The 20389-nt window shown below is 58.1% G+C and carries 25 protein-coding genes, 1 tRNA gene, 2 other RNA genes and 1 riboswitch; of the genes, 6 read left to right on the top strand and 22 right to left on the bottom strand.

Annotation, left to right across the window (positions count from 1 at the left end):
* Positions 1-308 precede the first annotated feature (308 nt).
* A tRNA-Leu gene (locus tag ACZO0A_RS10315) sits at positions 309-389 on the top strand.
* Between the two features lie 75 nt (positions 390-464).
* Here the strand turns inward: ACZO0A_RS10315 and ACZO0A_RS10310 are convergent.
* The 6 genes from ACZO0A_RS10310 to ACZO0A_RS10285 form a co-directional block, all read right to left on the bottom strand.
* Entirely contained in the window at positions 465-1535 is a 1071-nt protein-coding gene (locus tag ACZO0A_RS10310; protein ID WP_302377392.1) for a tyrosine-type recombinase/integrase, read from the bottom strand.
* Entirely contained in the window at positions 1532-1666 is a 135-nt protein-coding gene (locus ACZO0A_RS10305; protein WP_302377390.1) for a hypothetical protein, read from the bottom strand. The genes ACZO0A_RS10310 and ACZO0A_RS10305 overlap by 4 nt, the downstream gene beginning before the upstream one ends.
* A complete protein-coding gene (locus tag ACZO0A_RS10300; RefSeq protein ID WP_302377388.1) occupies positions 1663-1905 on the bottom strand; it encodes a hypothetical protein in 243 nt (80 codons plus the stop codon). Before ACZO0A_RS10300 ends, ACZO0A_RS10305 begins: the two co-directional genes overlap by 4 nt.
* Positions 1906-1923: 18 nt before the next feature.
* An RNA gene (locus ACZO0A_RS10295) (hammerhead ribozyme type II) lies at positions 1924-1995 on the bottom strand.
* A gap of 76 nt (positions 1996-2071) precedes the next feature.
* Positions 2072-2136, bottom strand: an RNA gene (locus ACZO0A_RS10290) — hammerhead ribozyme type II.
* The gene (locus ACZO0A_RS10285; protein ID WP_302377386.1) at positions 2136-2303 is read right to left on the bottom strand and encodes a hypothetical protein; all 168 of its coding nucleotides are present in this window, start codon (positions 2301-2303) and stop codon (positions 2136-2138) included. Before ACZO0A_RS10285 ends, ACZO0A_RS10290 begins: the two co-directional genes overlap by 1 nt.
* Before the next feature lie 202 nt (positions 2304-2505).
* Here ACZO0A_RS10285 and ACZO0A_RS10280 point away from each other — a divergent pair, with 202 nt between their 5' ends.
* The gene (locus tag ACZO0A_RS10280) at positions 2506-2748 is read left to right on the top strand and encodes a hypothetical protein (RefSeq protein ID WP_302377385.1); all 243 of its coding nucleotides are present in this window, start codon (positions 2506-2508) and stop codon (positions 2746-2748) included.
* A 127-nt stretch (positions 2749-2875) separates the two neighbouring features.
* Here ACZO0A_RS10280 and ACZO0A_RS10275 read toward each other — a convergent pair whose 3' ends face one another.
* From ACZO0A_RS10275 to ACZO0A_RS10200, 16 genes are all read right to left on the bottom strand, one after another.
* Positions 2876-3070 carry a hypothetical protein gene (locus tag ACZO0A_RS10275; RefSeq protein WP_302377383.1) on the bottom strand — a complete coding sequence of 65 codons (195 nt, stop codon included), beginning with the start codon at positions 3068-3070 and terminating at the stop codon, positions 2876-2878.
* A gap of 20 nt (positions 3071-3090) precedes the next feature.
* Positions 3091-3657, bottom strand: a complete 567-nt coding sequence (locus ACZO0A_RS10270) for a hypothetical protein (protein ID WP_302377382.1) — start codon at positions 3655-3657, stop codon at positions 3091-3093.
* Positions 3658-3787: 130 nt separating this feature from the next.
* On the bottom strand, positions 3788-4045 hold the full coding sequence (locus tag ACZO0A_RS10265) for a hypothetical protein (RefSeq protein WP_302377381.1): 258 nt from the start codon (positions 4043-4045) through the stop codon (positions 3788-3790).
* A complete protein-coding gene (locus ACZO0A_RS10260) occupies positions 4035-4277 on the bottom strand; it encodes a hypothetical protein (protein ID WP_294718020.1) in 243 nt (80 codons plus the stop codon). Before ACZO0A_RS10260 ends, ACZO0A_RS10265 begins: the two co-directional genes overlap by 11 nt.
* Positions 4274-4627: a hypothetical protein gene (locus tag ACZO0A_RS10255; RefSeq protein ID WP_302377379.1), complete on the bottom strand. Its 354-nt coding sequence runs from the start codon at positions 4625-4627 to the stop codon at positions 4274-4276. Before ACZO0A_RS10255 ends, ACZO0A_RS10260 begins: the two co-directional genes overlap by 4 nt.
* Positions 4621-5004, bottom strand: coding sequence for a hypothetical protein (locus ACZO0A_RS10250; protein ID WP_302377378.1), 384 nt, complete (start codon positions 5002-5004; stop codon positions 4621-4623). Before ACZO0A_RS10250 ends, ACZO0A_RS10255 begins: the two co-directional genes overlap by 7 nt.
* A gap of 251 nt (positions 5005-5255) precedes the next feature.
* Positions 5256-7265 (bottom strand): AAA family ATPase, encoded by a 2010-nt coding sequence (locus ACZO0A_RS10245; protein WP_302377377.1) that lies wholly within the window; start codon positions 7263-7265, stop codon positions 5256-5258.
* Positions 7262-7495: a helix-turn-helix domain-containing protein gene (locus ACZO0A_RS10240; protein ID WP_302377375.1), complete on the bottom strand. Its 234-nt coding sequence runs from the start codon at positions 7493-7495 to the stop codon at positions 7262-7264. The genes ACZO0A_RS10245 and ACZO0A_RS10240 overlap by 4 nt, the downstream gene beginning before the upstream one ends.
* Before the next feature lie 758 nt (positions 7496-8253).
* Positions 8254-8997 carry a class D sortase gene (locus tag ACZO0A_RS10235; protein WP_302377373.1) on the bottom strand — a complete coding sequence of 248 codons (744 nt, stop codon included), beginning with the start codon at positions 8995-8997 and terminating at the stop codon, positions 8254-8256.
* Complete coding sequence (locus ACZO0A_RS10230) at positions 8994-9560, bottom strand: Fe-S-containing hydro-lyase (protein ID WP_294781011.1); 567 nt, start codon at positions 9558-9560, stop codon at positions 8994-8996. Before ACZO0A_RS10230 ends, ACZO0A_RS10235 begins: the two co-directional genes overlap by 4 nt.
* Positions 9560-9775, bottom strand: a complete 216-nt coding sequence (locus ACZO0A_RS10225) for a hypothetical protein (RefSeq protein ID WP_302377372.1) — start codon at positions 9773-9775, stop codon at positions 9560-9562. Before ACZO0A_RS10225 ends, ACZO0A_RS10230 begins: the two co-directional genes overlap by 1 nt.
* A 3-nt stretch (positions 9776-9778) precedes the next feature.
* Positions 9779-10618, bottom strand: coding sequence for a fumarate hydratase (locus tag ACZO0A_RS10220; RefSeq protein ID WP_302377399.1), 840 nt, complete (start codon positions 10616-10618; stop codon positions 9779-9781).
* A 2-nt stretch (positions 10619-10620) separates the two neighbouring features.
* Positions 10621-11796, bottom strand: coding sequence for an NAD(P)-dependent malic enzyme (locus ACZO0A_RS10215; RefSeq protein ID WP_302377371.1), 1176 nt, complete (start codon positions 11794-11796; stop codon positions 10621-10623).
* 136 nt (positions 11797-11932) lie between these two features.
* A complete protein-coding gene (locus ACZO0A_RS10210; RefSeq protein ID WP_368043186.1) occupies positions 11933-13057 on the bottom strand; it encodes a cation diffusion facilitator family transporter in 1125 nt (374 codons plus the stop codon).
* A gap of 247 nt (positions 13058-13304) precedes the next feature.
* The gene (locus ACZO0A_RS10205) at positions 13305-14597 is read right to left on the bottom strand and encodes an adenylosuccinate synthase (protein ID WP_302377369.1); all 1293 of its coding nucleotides are present in this window, start codon (positions 14595-14597) and stop codon (positions 13305-13307) included.
* Between the two features lie 243 nt (positions 14598-14840).
* Positions 14841-15095 (bottom strand): DUF896 domain-containing protein, encoded by a 255-nt coding sequence (locus ACZO0A_RS10200; protein WP_215694211.1) that lies wholly within the window; start codon positions 15093-15095, stop codon positions 14841-14843.
* A gap of 169 nt (positions 15096-15264) precedes the next feature.
* Between ACZO0A_RS10200 and ACZO0A_RS10195 the strand changes: the two genes are divergently transcribed.
* From ACZO0A_RS10195 to ACZO0A_RS10180, 4 genes are all read left to right on the top strand, one after another.
* A complete protein-coding gene (locus tag ACZO0A_RS10195) occupies positions 15265-16482 on the top strand; it encodes a trigger factor (RefSeq protein ID WP_302377366.1) in 1218 nt (405 codons plus the stop codon).
* A gap of 110 nt (positions 16483-16592) precedes the next feature.
* Positions 16593-17522: a homoserine O-acetyltransferase MetA gene (metA, locus tag ACZO0A_RS10190; RefSeq protein WP_302377365.1), complete on the top strand. Its 930-nt coding sequence runs from the start codon at positions 16593-16595 to the stop codon at positions 17520-17522.
* 66 nt (positions 17523-17588) lie between these two features.
* On the top strand, positions 17589-18377 hold the full coding sequence (locus ACZO0A_RS10185) for a glycosyltransferase family 2 protein (RefSeq protein ID WP_302377364.1): 789 nt from the start codon (positions 17589-17591) through the stop codon (positions 18375-18377).
* Positions 18378-18457: 80 nt separating this feature from the next.
* A riboswitch (ZMP/ZTP riboswitch) is annotated at positions 18458-18547 on the top strand.
* 48 nt (positions 18548-18595) lie between these two features.
* A complete protein-coding gene (locus tag ACZO0A_RS10180) occupies positions 18596-20263 on the top strand; it encodes a formate--tetrahydrofolate ligase (protein WP_302377395.1) in 1668 nt (555 codons plus the stop codon).
* Positions 20264-20389: the final 126 nt, after the last annotated feature.

Raw genomic sequence — 20389 nt, 5'->3', positions numbered from 1 at the left:
GTCCAGCAGCACAACTCCCTGCGGCAGGTTAGCGTTGGTGGTGCCCACAATGGGATGCGGCAGGCAGCATTCCGCCAGGGCGGCTATATCCTCCGCGCTCATGCCACATCCAGCGCCCGCACTTTGCCCGCCCCGCCAAAGCTCATGCAACCCACGCAGACCTTGGAAATTTCAATATCGGTGTATCCCAGTTTTGTGTATTGCATAGGTGATGCCCTTTTCTTATAGAACAATCGTCTTGGGGCGCGGTGTCAATCAACATTTTGCATTGACAAATTCACCGAAACTTGGTAAACTATTTTTATTATGCGGCTATGGCGGAATTGGCAGACGCGCTGGTTTTAGGGTCCAGTGTCCACGACGTGCAGGTTCAAGTCCTGTTAGCCGCACTTGCAAAATTGGCGTTGAAACGTTAGTTTCAGCGTCTTTTTTGTTTCCTTGACCGCATTTTTGACCGCACTTCTTTAGGCGTTATTCAGAATCTTTAGAAATGTCCCCTCTACTGCCTCCGCTGTGGCCTCTGCCTCGCCAGTCAGAGCGTGCCCATACACTCCAAAGGTATCCATATCCAGGCTGTGGCCCACAAGGCCTTTGACCTCCCCGGCGGGTAACGTTTTGACCACAGAGACAAACGTGTGGCGCAGCTCGTAGGGCGTCACAACGGTCAAGCCGTTGGCCTTGCAGTAGACTTTCCAGCGCCAGTAATAGTTATACTCTGTCAGGATGCAAAACACGCTTTCTTGGCGTCCGGTGATCTGGCGCTGATCGTCCAGCACCCGCCGGGCCATACGAGACAGTACGAACGATCGGACGGCGTTCTGGTTCTTTCCCTTGGTGACTTCCCCTCGCACGTTGACTGCCCGCTGTACATGGACGGTGTTCCCTTGGATATCTCCCCATTGCAGGCCCACAAGCTCACCGGGACGCAGGCCTGTAAGCACCTGGAAACGGTAGGCGTTTATATAATCATCTGGGACGGTCTGGCCTTTGTACAGTGTGGTGTCCACATTGAACAGGGTTATGAGGTCAGAGGGCTGCAAAACCTTCTTGCCTTTGAGACGTGCCCCGGCGGGCACGCGCAGGCCCTCGGGGTTGAAGGTGGAGAGTTTGGCAGCGCGGCAGAACTTGCACAGCGCACGCAGGTCTGAACAGATGCAGGATAGTGTCTTTTTAGACAGGCCTGCCGCGTAGGCCTTATTAACGATGTTCTGCAAGTCCTGTTCGGTCAGGGTGGATAGCTTCTTATTGCCAATGTTCGGCTCAATCCAGTGTCGCCAGCGTGTGGCGATATTGCGGCAGTTGCCCTCGCTGGTTGTCTCCTGTTGTGTCTCATACCACATAGCGTAGGCCTGGGAGACGCGCAGGGCGGTGTCTGATACGCCAGTTGTCAGCCACTTGTCGGCCTTGGCGTTGGCCTCCCTCTGGCCTGTGCGGCCAGGCTTGGAACTGTAAAAGCTCTTGCGGGTTCCGTCCTTCTGAACGTCGATGCGCCAGCGTGTGCCCGTCCACTTGGCGCTGTTGGTTCTCATGGTCATTGTGGTTCTGCCTCCTTCTTCTTTAGTAGTTCTTGCAAGTCACGCAGGCAGGTGTCTTGCTGTTCCTCGGTCATACTGCGAAATTCTGCAAGAATAGCTTTCTCGCGCTCGGTCAAGTCTGTGATGTTCATTGGCGTTCGCCTCCTTTGCGGCGGGCGCGGTCTTTGCGCTTCCCGCTGATTTCACCCGCCAGAAAAACGACGGTAAGCAGGTCTAGCAGCGCCACACGGGAAGCGGGGTTTATGGGTCGCGCCTGATAGACGTCCATCAGTTGGTCGAGAAAGTCATAAGTCTTAGGGCTTACCGGGACGACGTTGCGGGTGCGCAGCGCCTCTGCCTGCGTCGTCCACGGTTCAAATTTGTTTAGCATCTGTGTGTGCCTCCGTTCTATGTCCTGCCATCATCAGCACCGGGGAGGACGCCCCCGGTGTACCCTCCACAGGCGGGGAGGGTTTCGGCTTTTGTGCTGGGTCGGGCCATTCTATAAAATGCCTGTGGGGTTTGAGCGTTGCCGCGCTCTGGGTGTTGCAGCACCCTGTGGCCTGCCATCATCAGCGCCGGGAGGCTATCCCCGGCGGATGCCCTTGCGGGCGTTTCGGCTTAGTTGTAAATATGTTCTTTGACTTCCACGAGCATTTTATAGTTCGGGTCATACTCGGGAAGTAGTCGCGCTGCCTGCTGTGCGGCCTTGACTAGATTGTAGTGCGTGACGATGCAGGTGCGGCGCTCTCCGTTCTGCATTTCATAAGTGATGTCATAGGTGTACATCGTTCTGTGCCTCCTGTGTGTTGTGGTTTTTGGTTCCTGTGAATATAATTATATGCCTGTATGCGCATACACGCAATGCACAGAACACACAAATATTTATGCCTGTATGCACATACACATTGTACATATTGCATAGTTGCGTATACAGGCAAAATGCAGTATTATAATCTTGTGTAAGTATGCCATGCAGGGAGGTGACAACATGGGAGGAAAAACGAGTGCGGCCAGTCACAACAAGTATATTGCAAAAACCTATGACCGTGTAAATCTGATTCTGCGCAAGGATGCACCACAGAACAAGGCAGCAGTCCAGGCGGCAGCAGATGCCGCCGGGGAAAGCCTCAACGCCTACATTGTGGGCGCGGTGGCCCAGCGCATGGACCGAGAGCAGCCCACAGAGGGCGCGGGTACTCTGCCGCCAGAGGCAGAGGAAATGCTGAAGTAATACAGAGAACGCCCCACAGTGACCCGTTTGCGGTGCTGTGGGGCGTTTCTTTGCGGTCGTTGGGTATGCGGTGCACGTCATCCAATGCGCAGCTAGTCGCCGCCATTGCGGTGCAGCTTTGCCGGGCTTATGGTCTGTGGTTCAGTTCTCTGTCCAGCAGGGTGTCCAGGTCATCCGCTACAATGTGGAAGTAGCGGTAGCCCTGGCGGGCGCAGTCCTCCACGCTGGTGACGATCAGCTCACCCGCCGGGGTTCGGCAGCACACGCGCAGAGGGGCCTTGCGGGCGTCCTCCACCTGTGCAAGTAGTTTGTCCAGTTCCATGCGTTGGCCATTCCTGGCGCTCACAGCGTCGCCCACGGCTCGACGTCGCGGGCAATCATGTTCCAATAGGCGTCCCCGCGGGTGGGGCTGGTCGGCTCTGCATCCAGCACCGCGCCGCAACGCTGCACCAACGTTTTGAACAGCTGCACCCGGTCATGGGCAGAGCGGTAATATTTTTTGGCGTAGGGGGCCAGGCCGCCGTTTTTGTTGCCGTACTCCATAGCCTTGCGCAGCAGCGTGGGGTTGTTCTTGTTGCGCTCACACAGGGCGGCAAACTCTTCCGCGCTCATGGGAAAGTTGTCCGCCAACAGCCTGTAGTCGCCGCCTTGGAGGGCGTCGCCGTTTGGTGCATCTGCAAGCCCGGCGGCAAGGGCAAACTTGCGCAGCAGGGCCTCCAGCTGTGACCACGCATTATCACGCAGGGTGCGCTTCTCGTTCGCGGCGTGGGCGGTCAGCTCATTGGCGTAGGCTTCCGTGATGTGGCCCTGGCGCAGTTCGTCGGCGGCCTCCTGCGTCAGCTGTTCAGATGGTTTTGTGGCGGTGTAGTAATCGGTGATGATTTTGCGGGCTTCCTGTACATAATCCATGGTAAATCCTCCTGTTAGGCTCTTGTGGATTGTCTGGCCCCGCTGTGGGGCCGCTTCTGGCCCTTGCGGGCCTGTGGTTTGGTTCGTATGGGTGCAGGCCTCTTGACCTGCCCCGGCGGGCCTGGGCGGCTCATGGCTCACCCCATTTCTTTGTGTGGGGATAGATGCCCCAGCGGCCACGGATGAACGCGCGGGCCTGCGCCTCGGTCTTGAATACGGCAGGGGCGGGCAGGTCTGGCCCCTCTACCTGCCAGGATGTAATAACGCCATCAGGCCGGGCGCGGTATACGAGACGGACGGTGTTGTGTAAAAAGCTGTCCTCCACACCCACGGTCTGGCCTGTGGCGGTCTGGCGGTGCAGGGATTCCAGCAAATATTTACTGCTCATGTTTCGGCTTCCTCCCTCGTTTCGGTTTCGGCAGTTCTGGCAAATCGTCAATCAGCAGGACGCCTTGACCGTGCAGCCTCATGTATGCGTAAACATCGGGCAGGGGCAGCAGATCGCCGCTTGGCAGCTCATAGCGCGGCCCCTCCGGCGTCTGCCGTTCTGTGACGATCAGCAGCAGATCGCCAGGTTGGCCCCGCTCCAGGGCCTCCAGGCGTGCAAGAGCGTCTTTCACATTAAGCCCTCCAATTTGTCTAAGCGCTTGTTAATATCCGTTATTTCGGCAAATTTTAGCCCATAATCCAACAGGGCACGAGCAGCAGCGACGCGGGAGGCGTCCGGCGTGTCGGGGTTCTCTACGATCTCTTGCAGGGTGTCCACGGTGTCAGAGTACCCGGCGGCCATCCTGTGGGCAGCATCGGCCAGCATCTTCCGCCTGCCGCGCTCTAGGGCGTCGGCGAACTCCGGCTGTTTCTCGTAGTCTTGTATCGTGCGCAGGCCCAGCCCACATTGCCGGGAGGCCTCGGCGCGGCTCTTGCAGACAAGCAGGGCGGCAAGCGCTTTGCGCTGGTTTGGGGTCAACACTGAGTATCACCTCCGCCGGGGTTTGCCCGATTCTGCCACTTTTCGGCCTCGAGCCTGGCCTCAAAGATTGCAATAACGCGGCGGTGGGCGGCTCGCTCCACAGCGTCATCCAGGTGACGCAGGATGAACTCCCCGCCCCATCGGGTGCAGAGGTAGGCCAGAGCGGCCCGGCGGTCGTCGAAGTAGTGACCGCCTCCGCCAAACTGCACGCAGTAACTCCCACGTTCCGCCGGGGCGGCCTGGCCGGTGTTGATGAGGCGGCGCAGGTCGTTCTCGCTACGTGGCAGGCAGCAGAGTTCCCGCTGCAATTCGACCTCGCCGCGGCGTGTGCGCCACGTGGCCACAGGTAGAAATAAACGGTAAATTTGATTTGGCATATATGCGTAACCTCCTAAAAGTGCTCTATAATCGTCATTGCATCGTCATCCACAAAAAAGCCCACAAATGGGTATACCCTATGGGTATCGTCACAATCGTCATATCGTCACAAATACTATAGGTATAATCTTTGTGGGGGTTGTGGTATCGTCATTGCATCGTCATTGCATCGTCACAAGCAGGGGCCTTTGAGGGCGCTTTTTGTAGATTGCCGTGACGATATGACGATATGACGATACGCCTTATATAGCTATCTGGCACGGCTTAATGTGTGGGTTCGCTGCTTTGCCCCCCTGTGGGTTGTGTGCTTGATGCCCGCACATTTTAGCGCAGGCCAGACCTTAGCAAAGTAACTGCGCAGCCCCTGCGCGCTCTCTGGTAATTCGGTGTCCGGGTATCGTTCCAGTATCTCGTCGGCCAGTTCCTGCACTGTACCCTGCCACTTGCCCCCGACGGTCAACTCCTTAACAGTCAGCACCGCCGGGGAGTTTTCAAAGCTCTGGCGGGCCTGTTCGTCTACCGTGCCCAGCAGTTCCCAATGGCAGGTATCTTTGTCAAACCGTGCGAGGTATCGTTCCATGTCCACGTCACGGCCAGTTACGGACAGCGTAGCATCCTCTGCAAATCGGCCCTCGCTTTTTGTCAGCAGCAGCACAGCGTCCGCCGTACCTGTGAGGCCCTGTGAACCGTTGACGCTCTCGAAAATATCTGTGGAGCCTTTGTTCTTGTTGGTGTGGTGAACCAACAGCACGCAAATGTTGTGCTGTTGTGCCCAGCTTTGCAACGGGGCGCAAATGCGATAGTCTGCGCTATAAGACGTCTCATTTTTCGCGGCAGAAGGTTTAATTTTCTGGAAAGTATCAATGCAAACGACTTTTGCGCCGGAGTTGGCGGCTACCCACTCATCCAGAATTTTAAAAAGCTCTGGGCCCAGTATCGGGGCCAGTAGTCGGAAAGTGCAAGTTTCAGGCGCGGCGGTAAAGCCGTCCAGCAACGTGCGCATACGCGCCTGTGCGCGGTTGGCGCTGTCCTCCAAATCGAGGTAAAGTGTGGGCCCCTGGTTCACCTTGCGGCCCAGCCACTCACCGCCAGAGGCCACAGACAGGCACAAATCCAAAGCAAGCCACGACTTGCCCATCTTGGGCGCAGCAACTAGAAACGACAGGCCTGCGGGCAGCAGGCCGGGCACGGCCCACTGCACCGGCGGCAAGTCCATTTTGTCCAGTTCGGCAGCGGTGAAGACCCCGCCCGCCGGGAGATTCGCGGCCAGCGCAGCAAACCCGTCAAGCTGTTCCGCCTCTTCCTGCTTTGCCCGCTGGTATGCCGCTAAAGCGGTATTTCTACGGTACGCGCCATCCTTACGCGCTCCACAAGCAAACCATTTATCCCAATGGTCTTTTTCAGCGTCGTTGGTTTTGGTCTGCGCCCACGGTGAAGCGTCCAGTCCGTGCATCAAGTCCCCGGCGGAAAGCTGATATTCTGTGGCCTTCCATGCAGAGCAAACAAAAGCCATGTCATCCTTGCTTTCGTCGCCATGCTTGCCCGGGTGTTCTGCCCCATTCCACAATGTGTAGAAGTCAGGGCTTTTTGCGAGTGCCGCTGCTATAATCGCGGTGATTTCTGCCGCTGGGCGGTCTGGTACATCGGGCAGCGCGGCCTCCGCCTGGACGTCCTCGGGGCGCATGTGCATCTGTCCAAGAATCACGTCAACGCCCGCCTGTGCGTCGGGAGCCTCTGCAAGCGGCGTCTGTGCGCCCCACAGTGCCCCGGTCAGGGCAATATACCGCTCTTTGATGTACAGTTCAACTTCCCGTTCGTCGGCCTTATCCTGTGGGTCTATCTGGCGCTTATTGCCACACCCGGCGGGCAGCGTGCCACGTACAAAACCGTGCAGGCCGTGGCCGCTCTGCGATAATTCCCAATATCCGGGAAGGGCTTCTTTCCACGTTGCGAACGGCTCCATCAGTTGGCCGTCTGGGTCAATGCAGTGGTCAAAGTCGATTGCCACAAGTCCGTCCGCCGGGGTGATCTCGTATCCGATGCCCTGCGCCTCGCCCAGCAGTTCCACAGAGCACCGCGCGGCCTCAAACGTGCCCCACGTCAGGGGGTTATTCGCTTTCGCGCCGCGTGCAGGGTTGACGATTTGGCACGGGGCCTTTTGATTGTCAGCGTCAACACCCCACAGCACCCATTGTTTGCGGGCCTGCATTTCGGGCGGGATATTGTCGTAGTTGTTAGCAACTTGTGGGCCTGTACTCATGCTCGCGCCCCCGTCTGGGTGTCGGCCTCGGCCATAAACACATTGTAATAGTCCTCCGGCTGGAGGCCCAGGACCTTGCCGATGCGCAGCATCTCCCCGGTCGTGAAATCCGCTCGACGGTGGATTCTAGCGGAAAATGCGCTCCGGCTAAGGCCTGCCGCCTCAGCGGCGTCTTTTTGCTGGAGATCGTGCGCAAGCATCATTTGGCGCAGTAAAATAAAATTAGTCATTTCTCATACCTCCGTACTTTTTAACAGGGTTGCGGGCGTTTTCCAGCCCATCCACCTATAATTTTACACGTTTCGCGCGGGCAAAATGTGACAGGTTTCGATTTTGACGCAACTTTTTTGCAAAATGGGCTTGGCAGGGCTTTTCGCTGCACTTGACCCGCCGGGCAAGTGTTGCCATACTAAATAAAAACTTGCATTTGGTGCAGCTGTGCGGGGTGCAGTATTTGACCGCACTTTTGACCGCACTTGTAAATTTTAAAGAAAAAATCCGCGCTTCTTTTCCGGTTAGAATTTGCGGAAAATATGCACGGATTCTGTGTTTTTATATGCGGATTTAGCATAAAATTCGACGTTAAATCGTTCAAGTCCTGTTAGCCGCATCGTTTCAAAGAGAGCGTATCTGCGAATCACAAACGTAGATACGCTCTTTTTTATGTTCTTCAACGTTTTAACATGTTCAAATACGTTGTTTTTCGCGTCGTAAAAGCGTCGTAAAAAACAGCCCGGTTGCAACCCACAACCGGGCTTAAATTATATCGTTTTATCACTTATAAATTTTTCCAGTGCCGCGCCTGCTGTATCAAGCTGGTGTTCCCGTATATGTGTATATACTCGCCGTGCTGTCGTAATGTCAGAGTGCCCCCTTTGCCGTGGCACCGCCGTTGAACATTTGCTCCACGATTTTCTTAAACGTCTCGACGACCGTACATAAAAAGCGAAAGTCTTTCCTGCTGCGGAAAAGCTCTCGCTTTTGTGTTTTATTCTGCTGTTGTGGTCTCCGCCGGTATCACACCGTATTCATCGGCGTTCACCGGGTCGGCGTAGACAGCATAGCGCTGGGGCGTGTGGGTCAGGATGCCGAAGGGGTAGCAGGTGTACAGCACAGCGCTGGGTTCGGTCGCACCAAGGCGCACCTTGTCCACATCCGTCTCCTGAATGACCTTCATCTCGGTGACTTTGTAGGTAAAGTCGCCCCAGTCGGTCTCCAGGTGGATGATGGCCCCCAGCTCTGTGGAGCCGAGGTCCGAGAAGTACGAGCCTGTATGCCCGCCGATAAAGACCGTGCCGTTCTCGCCGGGCAGCACGCAGTCACTCTCGGATCGGCAGCCTGCACCGCGGCTGAACTGGGTCTCGCTGTCGCCCCAATAGAGGTCGCAGTCGACGTCGGTTTCCTCGATCCAGATGCGGCCCAGCTTATCGCCGTACTGGATGCGGTCGCGGGCATCCAGGGCAGCGGCTATCTGTTCCGCACGCTTGGCGGCGGCAGCTTCGGCGGCAAGGCGTTCGTTTTCGGCCTCTTGGGTGGCCTGGGCCGCAGCCTCACTGGCAGCGCGGGCTGCTTCTTCTTCGGCTGCGCGGGCGGCGGCCTCGCTGGCCGCAGCTGCTTCGGCGGCCTTCTGTTGGTTTTTCGTGATGATGAGCGCCGCCGCGATGCCGATGCTCACGGCCAGCGCCAGCGCACAGAGGACCAGCCGTATGACGAGCCGTCTGCAGCGGGTCATGCCTGGTGCTCCCGACTGGCAAGGTAGGCGGCGGGGCCGCTCTGGTACAGATCGCCGCCGTGGGTGTCCAGCAGAACGGTCAGCGGGAAGTCCTTGACGACCAGCTTGCGCACAGCCTCACAGCCCAGATCCGGCCAGGCGATGACCTCGCAGCTCTGCACGCTGCCGGCCATGAGCGCCCCGGCACCGCCAATGGCGGCCAGGTAGACCGCGCTGTTCTTGACGACCGACTGCTTGACGGCCTCGCTGCGCTTACCCTTGCCGATCATGCAGGCAAGGCCCAGATCCAACAGCCGCGGCGTATAGGCATCCATGCGGCCGGAGGTCGTGGGTCCTGCGGCCCCGATGGCACATCCCGGGCGCTCCGGCGTGGGGCCGACGTAGTAGACCGCCGCGCCCTCAATGGGGAACGGCAGCGGCTCGCCCTTATCCAGCAGTTCCATCATACGGGCGTGGGCGGCGTCGCGGGCGGTGTAGACCACGCCCGAAAGCAGCACAGTGTCCCCTGCCTTGAGCGGCGCAAGATCCGCTTTGGTCAGCGGCGTATGTAAAATGTATTGCATCAGCGGCCTCCCTGTTCCCGCGCACGGCGGCGCAATTCTTTGTATTCCTCATGGTGACGGTTGACAAATTCCAGTTCCTTCATCGTGATATCTGTCACCGGGCGGCAGGGTTCCTCGCCGTCCAAGGGGATATCAATGCTGGCGCGTTTGGTTTTGGCCGAACGGGCGCTCTCGCCCACGCCATCCAGCGAAATATCAATGTTCGGTTTCGCCATCGCTCACACCTCCCGGCTGGCGCGGCGGGTCACATGGCAGCTGATGTTGACTGCCACCGGCAGACAGGCCACATGGGTGGGCTTCTGCTCAATGGCGACACCCAGGCAGGTAGTGGCCCCGCCGAAACCCTGCGGCCCGAAGCCGGTAGCGTTGATGGCGTCCAGCAGCTCTTTTTCCAGCGCCGCGTAGTAGGGGTCGGCGTTGGGGGTATCGAGCGGGCGCAGCAATGCCTTTTTTGCCAGCGCAGCACAGTGGTCAAAGCTGCCGCCGATGCCGATGCCCAGCACGACAGGTGGGCAGGGGTTGGCCCCGGCCTGCTCGACGGTGTCCAAAACAAACTTTTTGACGCCCTCTACCCTATCGGCGGGCTTGAGCATGGCAAGGCGGCTCATGTTTTCGCTGCCCGCGCCCTTGGGGGCGACGGTGATTTTGCAGCCGCTGCCCGGCACCAGATGCACGGTCAGGAAGGCAGGGGTGTTGTCCCTGGTGTTGACGCGCTGCAAGGGGTCAGCGGTGATGGATTTGCGCAGGTATGCTTTTTCATAGCCGCGGCGCACGCCCTCGTTGACGGCATCGGTCAAATCGCCGTTGATGTGGGCGTCCTGGCCCAACTCAATAAAGACGCAGGCCATGCCGGTGTCCTGGCAGATGGGCAAGTCTTTGTCCGCTGCAACGCACAAATTTTGCTGCAATAAGCCCAGCGTTTCCTTTGCCAGCGGCCACGGCTCGTTGGCTTCGGCTTTATCCAGTGCGGCCTTTACGTCGGCGGGCAGCTGGGTGTTGGCCTCAATGCAGAGAGCTTCGACCGCGTCGGTGATGGCGGCGGCGGAAATTTCACGGATGCTCATACGCGCGCCACGCCGCTTTCCCGTGCAGCCTGGGCAACGGCTGCGGCCACAGCGTCAGCCACGCGGGGGTCAAACGCCTTGGGCAGAATATTTTCCTCGTTCAGCTCATCGTCGGGGATGAGGCCCGCGATGGCCTTGGCGGCAGCCATCTTCATGGCGGGGTTGATATCCCGCGCACGGACGGACAGCGCACCCTTGAAGATGCCGGGGAACGCCAGCACATTGTTGACCTGATTCGGGAAATCCGAACGGCCGGTGCCGATAACGCGGACGCCCGCCTGCTTGGCGAGGTCAGGCATAATCTCTGGCGTGGGGTTGGCCATGGCGAACACAATGGCGTCTTTCGCCATCGTGGCGGCCAGCGCGGGCGTCAGTGCGCCTGCAATCGACGTGCCAATGAAGATATCGGCGTCCTTGATAGCCTCAGCCAGACCGCCGGAGAGTTTCTCCGGGTTCGTCTCCTCGGCCAGTTTGCCCTTGTGGCCCTCGAGGCCTGCAGGGCGGCCCGGGACCAGAATGCCGTGCTCATCGACAGCGATAATGTGTTTGGCCCCCGCAACCTGCAGCATATGAATGATGGCCGTGCCCGCTGCACCGGGGCCGTTCTGGACGATCTTGACATCCTCGATGCGCTTGCCGACAACCTTCAAAGCGTTCAGCACGCCCGCCAGCACGATGATGGCCGTGCCGTGCTGGTCGTCGTGGAACACGGGGATATCGAGCTCGCGCTCGAGTTCGGCCTCAATTTCAAAGCACTCGGGGCTGCGGATATCCTCAAGGTTGATGCCGCCGAACGTCGGGGCGATCGCCTTGACGGCAGCGATAACTTCCTCTTTTGTTTTGGCATTCAGGCAGATGGGAAATGCATCGACGCCGCCGAACTCCTTGAAGAGGACGCATTTTCCCTCCATGACGGGCAGGCCGGCCTCGGGGCCGATGTTGCCCAGGCCCAGCACTGCCGTACCGTTGGTGACGACTGCAATGGTGCGTCCCTTCATCGTGTAGGTGTAGACGTCGTCGGGATTTGCTTTGATCTTACGGCAAGGTTCGGCCACGCCGGGGGTGTAGGCAGTAGAGAGTGCGTCACGGTCCTTGCATTCGCAAAGGCTCTGCACGGCGATTTTACCGGGGAATTTGCTGTGAAGTTCCAGGGCTGCTTTGTTGTAATCCATGCTGTATGTCTCCTTTATATGGTTTTACTTTCCGCAAGGCCGCTCGATAGAGGTCGGCTATGTCCGGCCCTCTGCTTTGCCTTTACATCGCTATTATTTTTACGCCGAGGGCAGGGCATACCCTGCCCCTACGTTGTTACGTTTTTCCCTCATGATGCACCGGAGCGTAATCAGGTTCCAACTTTATGACGCAAAAATGGTCGGGCCATTTGGCCTGTACGGAATTGCGCAAGGCGTTGACGAGCTTGACGCCGCGGTGCTGCTTGTCGGCCATGTACTCAGCCGGCACGGCACAGTCAAAAATCACGTTGGTATGCGTCGGGCCAGGCACGATGCGCAAATCGTGGATGTTTGCCAGCGGTTCCAGCTCCTTGACCTCGTTCTGTAAGAAGGTTTTCAGCTCGTCCACGTGGGCATCGCCGGTGACGATGGGATCAAAGTGTACCGTGGCGATCACCCCATCCTCGACGAGCAGGTCACGCTCGATACGTTCAATGACATCGTGGCTGTGCATGACGTCGTCCTTGGCGTCCATTTCCAGGTGGAAGCTGACAAGGCGGCTGCCGGGGCCGTAATCGTGGATCATCAAATCATGCACGCCCAGCACGCCGGGGTAGCTCAATGCCTTTTTCTCGATGTGCTCCACCAATTCCGGGTCGGGGGCTGCGCCCAACAGCGGGTCAATGGTGTCTTTCACAAGCATGGCACCGCTGTACAGGATGAACGCCGCTACGCCCAGGCCCATCAGGCCGTCGATGCGGTCAAAGCCGGTGAGCTTCGTCAAAATCGTGGCTGCCAGCACCGCTGCCGTGGTGATGACGTCATTGCGGGCGTCAGCGGCAGTGGCAAGCAGCGTCTCCGACTCAATGGCTGTGCCTATGTGCTTGTTGAGGGCACTCATCCAGAGCTTAACGAGGATGGATGCCGCCAGCACCGCGACCATGACCCAGTTGAAGGCCACCGCCGTGGGGTGCAGGACTTTGGCGAAGCTCTCTTTCAGCAGTTCCACGCCAATGACGAGAATCATGACCGACACAGCCAGCCCGGCCAGGTATTCATACCGGGCGTGGCCATAGGGATGTTCCGAGTCTGCCGGGCGTGCGCCGAGCTTGAACCCCACAAGGCTTACGATATTGGAACTGGCGTCGGAGAGGTTGTTCATGCCGTCTGCAGTGATGGCAACACTGCCGGTCAGCACGCCGACGGCGATTTTTCCGCCCGCTAACAGCAGGTTGCACACCACGCTGACCAAGCAGGCCAAGTTGCCGTAAGCCGTGCGGACGGCGCGGTCAGCGGTGTTTTCGTGGTTTTTGATGAAGATTTTTATCAGCAGGTCTATCAGTGGGAATACCCCCTTTTTTCAGAAAAAGGCAGACCGGGTAAGGGTCTGCCTTTTGGGTTTGTTTCTATTTTGAACCGCAGTCTGGTGGGTCGACGCGGGCATCGACTCCTACATTGCAGGGGCGGATTCCTTATCCGCCCGCATCAGCGGCCGCCTTTGCCGGAAATCACTCCCGCACGATGCAGGCGTCGCGCTCGGGGCCGACGGAGATGTACTTGATCTTGCAGCCGACCAGCTCTTCCAGGCGCTTGACGTAGTTCTGGGTGGCCTGGGGCAGATCCTCAAACTTGCGCACGCCGGTGATATCGCAGTGCCAGCCGGGGACTTTCTCCACAACAGGCTGGGCATCGTCCAGCGTCTTGCCCATCGGGAAGCGGGTCGTGGTGGTGCCATCGGTCAGCTTGTAGGCGGTGACGATGGGCACTTCCTCCATGTAGTCGAGGACGTCCAGCAGGGTCAGTGCCAGTTCGTCGCAGCCCTGGCACTGCACACCGTAGCGGCTTGCCACAGCGTCGAACGGGCCGACACGGCGGGGACGGCCGGTGGCTGCACCATACTCGTGGCCGTGCTCACGCAGCGCATCATTCTCAGCCTCGGTCATAGCCAGCTCGGTGGTAAAGGGGCCCTCACCGACGCAGGAAGAATAGGCCTTCATGATGCCGATGGAGAGGTTCAGCTTATGGCCCGGGATGCCCGCACCGATGGGCGCATAGGCGGACACGGTGTTGGAAGAAGAGGTATAGGGATAAATGCCGAAGTCGATGTCGCGCAGTGCGCCCAGCTGGGCCTCGAACATGATCTTCTTGCCCTCGCGGTCAGCCCGGTCGAGATAGTCGCCCACGTCGCAGATGTAGGGGGCAAACAGCTTCCCGTACTTCTCGCACCAGGCCCACATTTCCTCCACGCTGACAGGCTTCTGGCCGTAGATGTTCACCATCGTCAGGTTCTTGGACTCAACGATCGTCTCCAGACGCTTCTTGACGCTGGCGTCCATATGTACGAGGTCACCCATACGCAGGGTCTTTTTCATGTACTTGTCGCCGTAGGAGTAGGCAATGCCGCGCTTGGTGGAGCCAAACTGGGCACCGGTCTTGGACAGGCGCTCCTCCTCCAGGCCGTCCTGTGCCACATGGAAGGGCATGGTGATGGTGGCACGGTCAGAAATTTTCAGGTTCTTGGGGGTGATTTCCACACCCTTTTCGGTCAGCGAAGCAATTTCCTTTTCCAGGTGCTCGGGGTCAATGACCATGCCGCCGCCCATGACGCAGACGACGTCCGGGCGCAGGATGCCGGAGGGGATCAGGTTCAGGACGAATTTGCCGCGCTCGTTCTTGACGGTGTGACCTGCATTGTCGCCGCCCTGATAGCGCGCAACAATGTCATAGTCCTGGCTGAGCAGGTCGACCATGCGGCCCTTGCCCTCGTCGCCCCAGTTAATGCCGGTAATGGAAGTAAGCATACGTTTCTACCTCTTTTGTAAGTAAATAGGCATTTCAGCCTTTTCCGGAATCTCCGGGATCCGCTGCCATCAATCATTATAGCATAGCTGTCAAGGGAATTCTATAGATGTTTTGTACAAGAATTTGTGCGGATTCCGTATGTTCTGTCTTCCCCCTTGGGGGAAGGCAGCTCGAAGAGCCGGATGAGGGGCGCGTTTGGCGTAGGAACACGTTATGCGCAGGCAAGGCAGGGCTGCCTCTCATTAGTCCGCTTCGCGGCCAACTTCCCCCGCGGGGGAAGCCTTTTTGCTCAGTTTCGCATACTCCGCGTAAGGTATCTTTGCACCGTCGGCGGTCTGAACATAGGTGTTATCCAGCTGCTGCCTGAACGAGGCACGCATATCGGTCAGGTACTCTTTGCGCAGGGCATCGCGCTCGGCGGTCTCGCGCTCGGTCAGGCCGATGGATTTTGCCTTTCTGGCAAGAGCGTTGATGCGGTCTATCTTAGATTTTTCCATGGGGTTGTCTCCTTTTGTAAAAATAGTGTTTCTATTATACCACATTCCCGCCGCATTTGCCCAGTGGGACCTGCGCTACTGTAATTTTCACACAATTCCCATTTTACTTTTTCTAAAAAGCGTGTATAATAGTAAAGTATGCAATTTTACAAAGAAACAGGAGAATCCCATGAAACTGAAGAATTTCCATCGCCTGGCAGCCCTTGGTCTGGCTGTCGGCATGATCACTGCCCTGGCTGCCTGCGGCAATACCGCCGAGACTGCCGAATCTACTGCGGAGACCGCCGAGTCCACCGAGGCAGCCTCCTCTGAGGCTGCGGACGCCGCCACCGACGAGACTGCCGCAGATGCCGAGTACGCCTACCTGGCAGATTTCAGCTTTTCCGACGCTTTCGACGAGAACGGCTATCTCAAGGGTGTGACCGCCACCGATTACGTCACCCTGCCTGACGACTACGCCGATATCACGATCGATGCCGACCTGGGGCAAGTCAGCGAAGAGGATATCGACAACTACATCACCTCCAACGTGCTGTCCAAATTCTCCACCACCGAGCAGGTTACGGACCGCGCGGCAGCGGACGGTGACACCGTCAACATTGACTATGTAGGCCGCATCGACGGCGTTGCCTTTGACGGGGGCGACACCAAGGGCAACGGCGCTGACCTGACCTTGGGCAGCGGCACCTACGTCGACAACTTTGAGGAGCAGATCGTCGGCCACAATCCCGGCGAGACCTTCGACGTCACCGTCACCTTCCCCGAGGATTACGGCAACGAGGACCTGAACGGCAAGGAGGCCGTCTTTGAGACGACCCTGAACTACATCGAGAACACCGTCACACCCGAGTTGAGCGACGAGTGGGTTGCCGAGAACCTGGCCGCCACCATGAGCCTGAACAATGTGGACGAGCTGAAAGCCTTCGTCAAGAGCACGATGCTCTACGACAACCAGGCCAGCGATGTTTACACCGCCCTGCACGACAAAGTCAGCTACGCCGACGAGCTGCCCCAGACCGCACTGGACTACTACCGCGATGTGCTGCTGTACCGCATTTACACCTACGCCCAGAACTACGGCACCGACATGACCACGCTGCTGTCCTCCGGTATGATGGGTGCTACCTATGACAGTGTGGACGCTTACCTGGACGATGCCACCGACAGCATCAAATCCATCACCCAACAGGCACTGCTGATGCAGGCTGTGGCCGAGAAGATGGGCTTCAAGTGCGACACCGACACGATGAACGCCGACTTTGGCCGCTACTACGGCACGACCGACCCGAGCCAGTATGTTTCCGCATATGGCGAGAATTACATCAAGATGAACGTCCTGCAGAGCGACGTGATGCAGAACCTCATCGATAACGTCAAGTACGAATAAGCGTTTTTGATCGCCCCCGCGCCCCCGGCAGATGCCGAGGGCGTTTTTTCTTGCTTTTTGCGGCGGAAGCCTTTATAATAGAATTATTCTATAGCAAGGAGTTCTCCCCTATGCCGCTTATCATTCCTAAAAATCTTCCTGCCTATGATGAATTGCAGAAAGAGAACGTCTTTATTATGCATCAGGAACGCGCCATGAGCCAGCACATTCGGCCGCTGCGCATCCTGATTTTAAACCTGATGCCGACAAAAATCGTCACCGAAACGCAGCTGGCGCGGCTTTTGGCCAACAGCCCCTTGCAGGTGCAGGTCACGTTTTTGCAGACGGCTACCCACAGCACGACCCATACGGCACCCGAGCATATGAAGGCGTTTTACAAGACGTTCGATGAAATCAAAAATGAGCGTTTCGACGGTATGATCATCACCGGCGCGCCCATTGAAGATTTGGATTACGAGGATGTGGACTACTGGGAAGAGCTCTGCCGCATCATGGATTACACTAAAGAAAACGTTTACTCTACCATTCATCTGTGCTGGGGTGCACTGGCAGGTTTGTATTACCACTTCGGCATTCCCAAGGTCCATCTGGACAAAAAAATGTTCGGCGTGTTCGAGCACCGCGTCACCCGGCCCTCCAATCCGCTGGTGCGCGGTTTTGACGAGGTTTTTTACGCCCCGCACAGCCGCTGGGCCGGGCTGGACCGCGCCGCCATCGATGCCTGCGGCGATTTACGCATTTTGGCAGAAAGTGACGTAGCCGGGCCGATGCTGCTTTCCACCGAGTCCGGGCGTCAGATTTTTGTCATCGGCCACCCCGAATACGACAAATACACGCTGGACAAGGAGTACAAGCGGGATGTTGCGGCAGGCAAACCCATCAACATTCCCTGCAACTACTACCCCGACGACGACCCCAGCCGCGACCCGCTGTTCCGCTGGCGCGCGCACGGATATCTTCTGTACACGAACTGGCTGAACTACTATGTCTACCAGGATACGCCGTATGATTTGAACCACCTGGAAGCATTGGAAAAGTAATAGTCTACTCCGTAGGGGTCGATGCTTGCATCCGCCCTTACAAGGTTTAACGGTAAGGAGCACCTTATGCCCAAAATCAGCGCCTGCATTGTGGCGTACTGTGATTATGACGAGGTCTGCGCGGCGGTGCGCAGCATTTTACACTACACCCCCACCCCGGATCTCACCCTGTACGTGGTGGATAACGCCAGCCCCGACGGCTGCGGAAAGCAGCTGGCGGAAACTGATTTTGGCGACGCCCGCGTAACCGTGCTGACGCTGTCGGAAAATGTCGGTTTTGGCCGAGGGCACAACGCTGTGCTGGACCGCCTGACCAGCGAGGTGCATTTTATCCTGAACCCTGACATTGTGCTGACCGAGAATATTTTAGAGCCAATGGCCGCCTGGCTGCTGGCACAGGAAGGGGCCGCCATGGCAACGCCGCAGCTGCACTACCCGGATGGCCGTTTGCAGCACCTGCCCCGCCGTAAGCCCACACCCTGGCTGCTGCTGGCACGGCAGCTGGCTCCGAAATTTGACGGCATCTTCAAAAAAGCGGACGACCACTACACGATGCAGGACGAGGATTTGACCGTGCCCCGCCGCATTGCGTTCTGCACCGGCAGCTTTATGGCCGTGCGCACCAATGTATTCAAAGAAATCGGCGGGTTTGACCCCGCGTATTTCATGTATGTCGAGGACGCCGACCTGACCCAGAAAGTGCTGCAAAAGGGCACTGTCTGGCTGACACCGCAGTTTTCCGCCATCCATGCCTGGCACCGCGCCCCGATGCGCGACGCGGGCAAGTTCAAGATGCAGCTGGTGAGCATGGGGCGATATTTCAAAAAATGGGGTTGCGGAAAAGGGACGTTTTGATTCTTTGGTTCCTCCAAAGGGGATGCTTTTTTGCCGTAGACTCTTGACAACTGTTTTTGTCTGTGGTACATTTAACCCATAGCAGGGCCGCTGACCGACGGATTTTGTGGGGATGACCCCAGGGGATGCGGCGCAAAACCTGCGTTAAGCCGACCGTCTGGGCTGCATACACTGGTGTATGGTGTGTGCGGCCCTTTTATTTTTACAAAAACGGAGGAATCGTTATGCTGAGCGACATCGAAATTGCACAGGCCGCCGAAATGAAGCCCATCACCGAAATTGCAGCCCAACTGGGCCTGCAGAGTGAGGACGTCATCCCCTACGGCCACTACAAGGCCAAGATCAATCATAAACTGGCCAAGCGCGACAAGCCCGAGGGCAAGCTTATTTTGATGACCGCCATCAGCCCCACCCCCGCCGGTGAGGGCAAGACCACCACCAGCGTCGGCCTGGCAGACGCCATGAACGCCCTGGGCAAAAAGACGATGCTCTGCCTGCGTGAGCCGTCCCTCGGCCCTGTGTTCGGCATCAAGGGCGGCGCGGCCGGCGGCGGCTATGCCCAGGTCGTGCCCATGGAGGATATCAACCTGCACTTTACCGGCGATATCCACGCCATCGGCACCGCCAACAATCTGCTGGCGGCCATGATCGACAACTCCATCCAGCAGGGCAACCCGCTGAACATCGACCCCCGCCGCATCACCTGGAAGCGCTGCATGGATATGAACGACCGCCAGCTGCGGTATATCGTGGATGGCCTGGGCGGCAAAGTCAACGGAACGCCCCGTGAGGACGGCTTTGATATCACCGTTGCCAGCGAAGTCATGGCAGTGTTCTGCCTGGCCACCGACCTGGAAGATTTGAAGGCACGCCTGTCCCGCATTGTCTGTGCCTACACCTACGACGGCCAGCCTGTCACGGCCGGGCAAATCGGCGCAGCGGGCGCGATGACCGCCCTTCTGAAAGACGCCATTGATCCGAACCTTGTCCAGACGCTGGAGCACAACCCCGCCATCATCCACGGCGGGCCGTTCGCCAACATTGCCCACGGCTGCAACAGTGCCATTGCCACCAAGCTGAGCCTGAAGCTGGCTGACTACGTTGTGACCGAGGCGGGCTTTGGCGCAGATCTGGGCGCGGAGAAGTTTCTGGATATCAAGTGCCGCGCTGCCGGGCTGCACCCCGCCGCCGTTGTGCTGGTGGCAACCGTGCGTGCGCTGAAATCCCACGGCGGCGTGGCGAAGCCTGATTTGAGCAAGCCCAACGCCGAGGCTGTGCGGGCGGGTTCTGCCAACCTGGCACGTCACATTGAAAATTTGCAGAACTTCGGCCTGCCGGTCTGCGTTGCCATCAACGCCTTCCCCACCGACACGGCGGAGGAAATGGACGTCATTTACGACATCTGCGCCAAGGCCGGTGTGCCCTGCGCCCTGAGTGAGGTCTTTGCCAAGGGCAGTGAGGGTGGCAAGGCCCTGGCCGAGACGGTGCTTTCCATCCTGGATGACAAGGCCAAGGTCAACTACACCTATGAGCTGAATGCACCGTTGACCGATAAGATTGCGGCGGTTGCCAAAAAGATTTACCGCGCGGGCGGTGTGAGCTACACCCCCGCCGCAAAGAAAACGCTGGACGAGCTGACCGCGCTGGGCTATGGTGATTTGCCAGTTTGCATTGCCAAGACGCAGTATTCTTTCAGCGACAATGCCAAGCTGACCGGCGCCCCCGAGGGCTTCACGCTGAATGTGCGCGAGGTACGACTCTCTGCCGGAGCTGGGTTTGTGGTCGTGGTCTGCGGCAGCATCATGACGATGCCCGGCCTGCCCAAACACCCCGCCGCTATGGACATTGACGTGGATGTACATGGAAAGATCACGGGGTTGTTCTAAGGCAACACCGCATAATTCCCGCCTGACGGCTTAAGCACCGCTCCGGCGGCTGCGGCACGGCATCTGCGTTGCCAAAATGCTCGATAATACACAAAGTATTATCTGCGCTTTTGGCTTAGCAGCTGC

It is taken from the genome of Gemmiger sp., assembly GCF_057431175.1.
Note: the sequence above shows the minus strand (reverse complement) of the source record. Positions and strands in the feature narration are given on the sequence as shown.

Coding starts and splice junctions, on each gene's coding strand:
- ACZO0A_RS10300 (WP_302377388.1), bottom strand. CDS start 1,905: ATGCTAAACAAATTTGAACCGTGGACGACGCAGGCAGAGGCGCTGCGC.
- ACZO0A_RS10215 (WP_302377371.1), bottom strand. CDS start 11,796: ATGGATTACAACAAAGCAGCCCTGGAACTTCACAGCAAATTCCCCGGT.
- ACZO0A_RS10245 (WP_302377377.1), bottom strand. CDS start 7,265: ATGAGTACAGGCCCACAAGTTGCTAACAACTACGACAATATCCCGCCC.
- ACZO0A_RS10280 (WP_302377385.1), top strand. CDS start 2,506: ATGGGAGGAAAAACGAGTGCGGCCAGTCACAACAAGTATATTGCAAAA.
- ACZO0A_RS10205 (WP_302377369.1), bottom strand. CDS start 14,597: ATGCTTACTTCCATTACCGGCATTAACTGGGGCGACGAGGGCAAGGGC.
- ACZO0A_RS10235 (WP_302377373.1), bottom strand. CDS start 8,997: ATGACCCGCTGCAGACGGCTCGTCATACGGCTGGTCCTCTGTGCGCTG.
- ACZO0A_RS10230 (WP_294781011.1), bottom strand. CDS start 9,560: ATGCAATACATTTTACATACGCCGCTGACCAAAGCGGATCTTGCGCCG.
- metA (WP_302377365.1), top strand. CDS start 16,593: ATGCCGCTTATCATTCCTAAAAATCTTCCTGCCTATGATGAATTGCAG.
- ACZO0A_RS10310 (WP_302377392.1), bottom strand. CDS start 1,535: ATGACCATGAGAACCAACAGCGCCAAGTGGACGGGCACACGCTGGCGC.
- ACZO0A_RS10200 (WP_215694211.1), bottom strand. CDS start 15,095: ATGGAAAAATCTAAGATAGACCGCATCAACGCTCTTGCCAGAAAGGCA.
- ACZO0A_RS10250 (WP_302377378.1), bottom strand. CDS start 5,004: ATGCCAAATCAAATTTACCGTTTATTTCTACCTGTGGCCACGTGGCGC.
- ACZO0A_RS10225 (WP_302377372.1), bottom strand. CDS start 9,775: ATGGCGAAACCGAACATTGATATTTCGCTGGATGGCGTGGGCGAGAGC.
- ACZO0A_RS10270 (WP_302377382.1), bottom strand. CDS start 3,657: ATGGATTATGTACAGGAAGCCCGCAAAATCATCACCGATTACTACACC.
- ACZO0A_RS10240 (WP_302377375.1), bottom strand. CDS start 7,495: ATGACTAATTTTATTTTACTGCGCCAAATGATGCTTGCGCACGATCTC.
- ACZO0A_RS10305 (WP_302377390.1), bottom strand. CDS start 1,666: ATGAACATCACAGACTTGACCGAGCGCGAGAAAGCTATTCTTGCAGAA.
- ACZO0A_RS10275 (WP_302377383.1), bottom strand. CDS start 3,070: ATGGAACTGGACAAACTACTTGCACAGGTGGAGGACGCCCGCAAGGCC.
- ACZO0A_RS10285 (WP_302377386.1), bottom strand. CDS start 2,303: ATGTACACCTATGACATCACTTATGAAATGCAGAACGGAGAGCGCCGC.
- ACZO0A_RS10195 (WP_302377366.1), top strand. CDS start 15,265: ATGAAACTGAAGAATTTCCATCGCCTGGCAGCCCTTGGTCTGGCTGTC.
- ACZO0A_RS10265 (WP_302377381.1), bottom strand. CDS start 4,045: ATGAGCAGTAAATATTTGCTGGAATCCCTGCACCGCCAGACCGCCACA.
- ACZO0A_RS10185 (WP_302377364.1), top strand. CDS start 17,589: ATGCCCAAAATCAGCGCCTGCATTGTGGCGTACTGTGATTATGACGAG.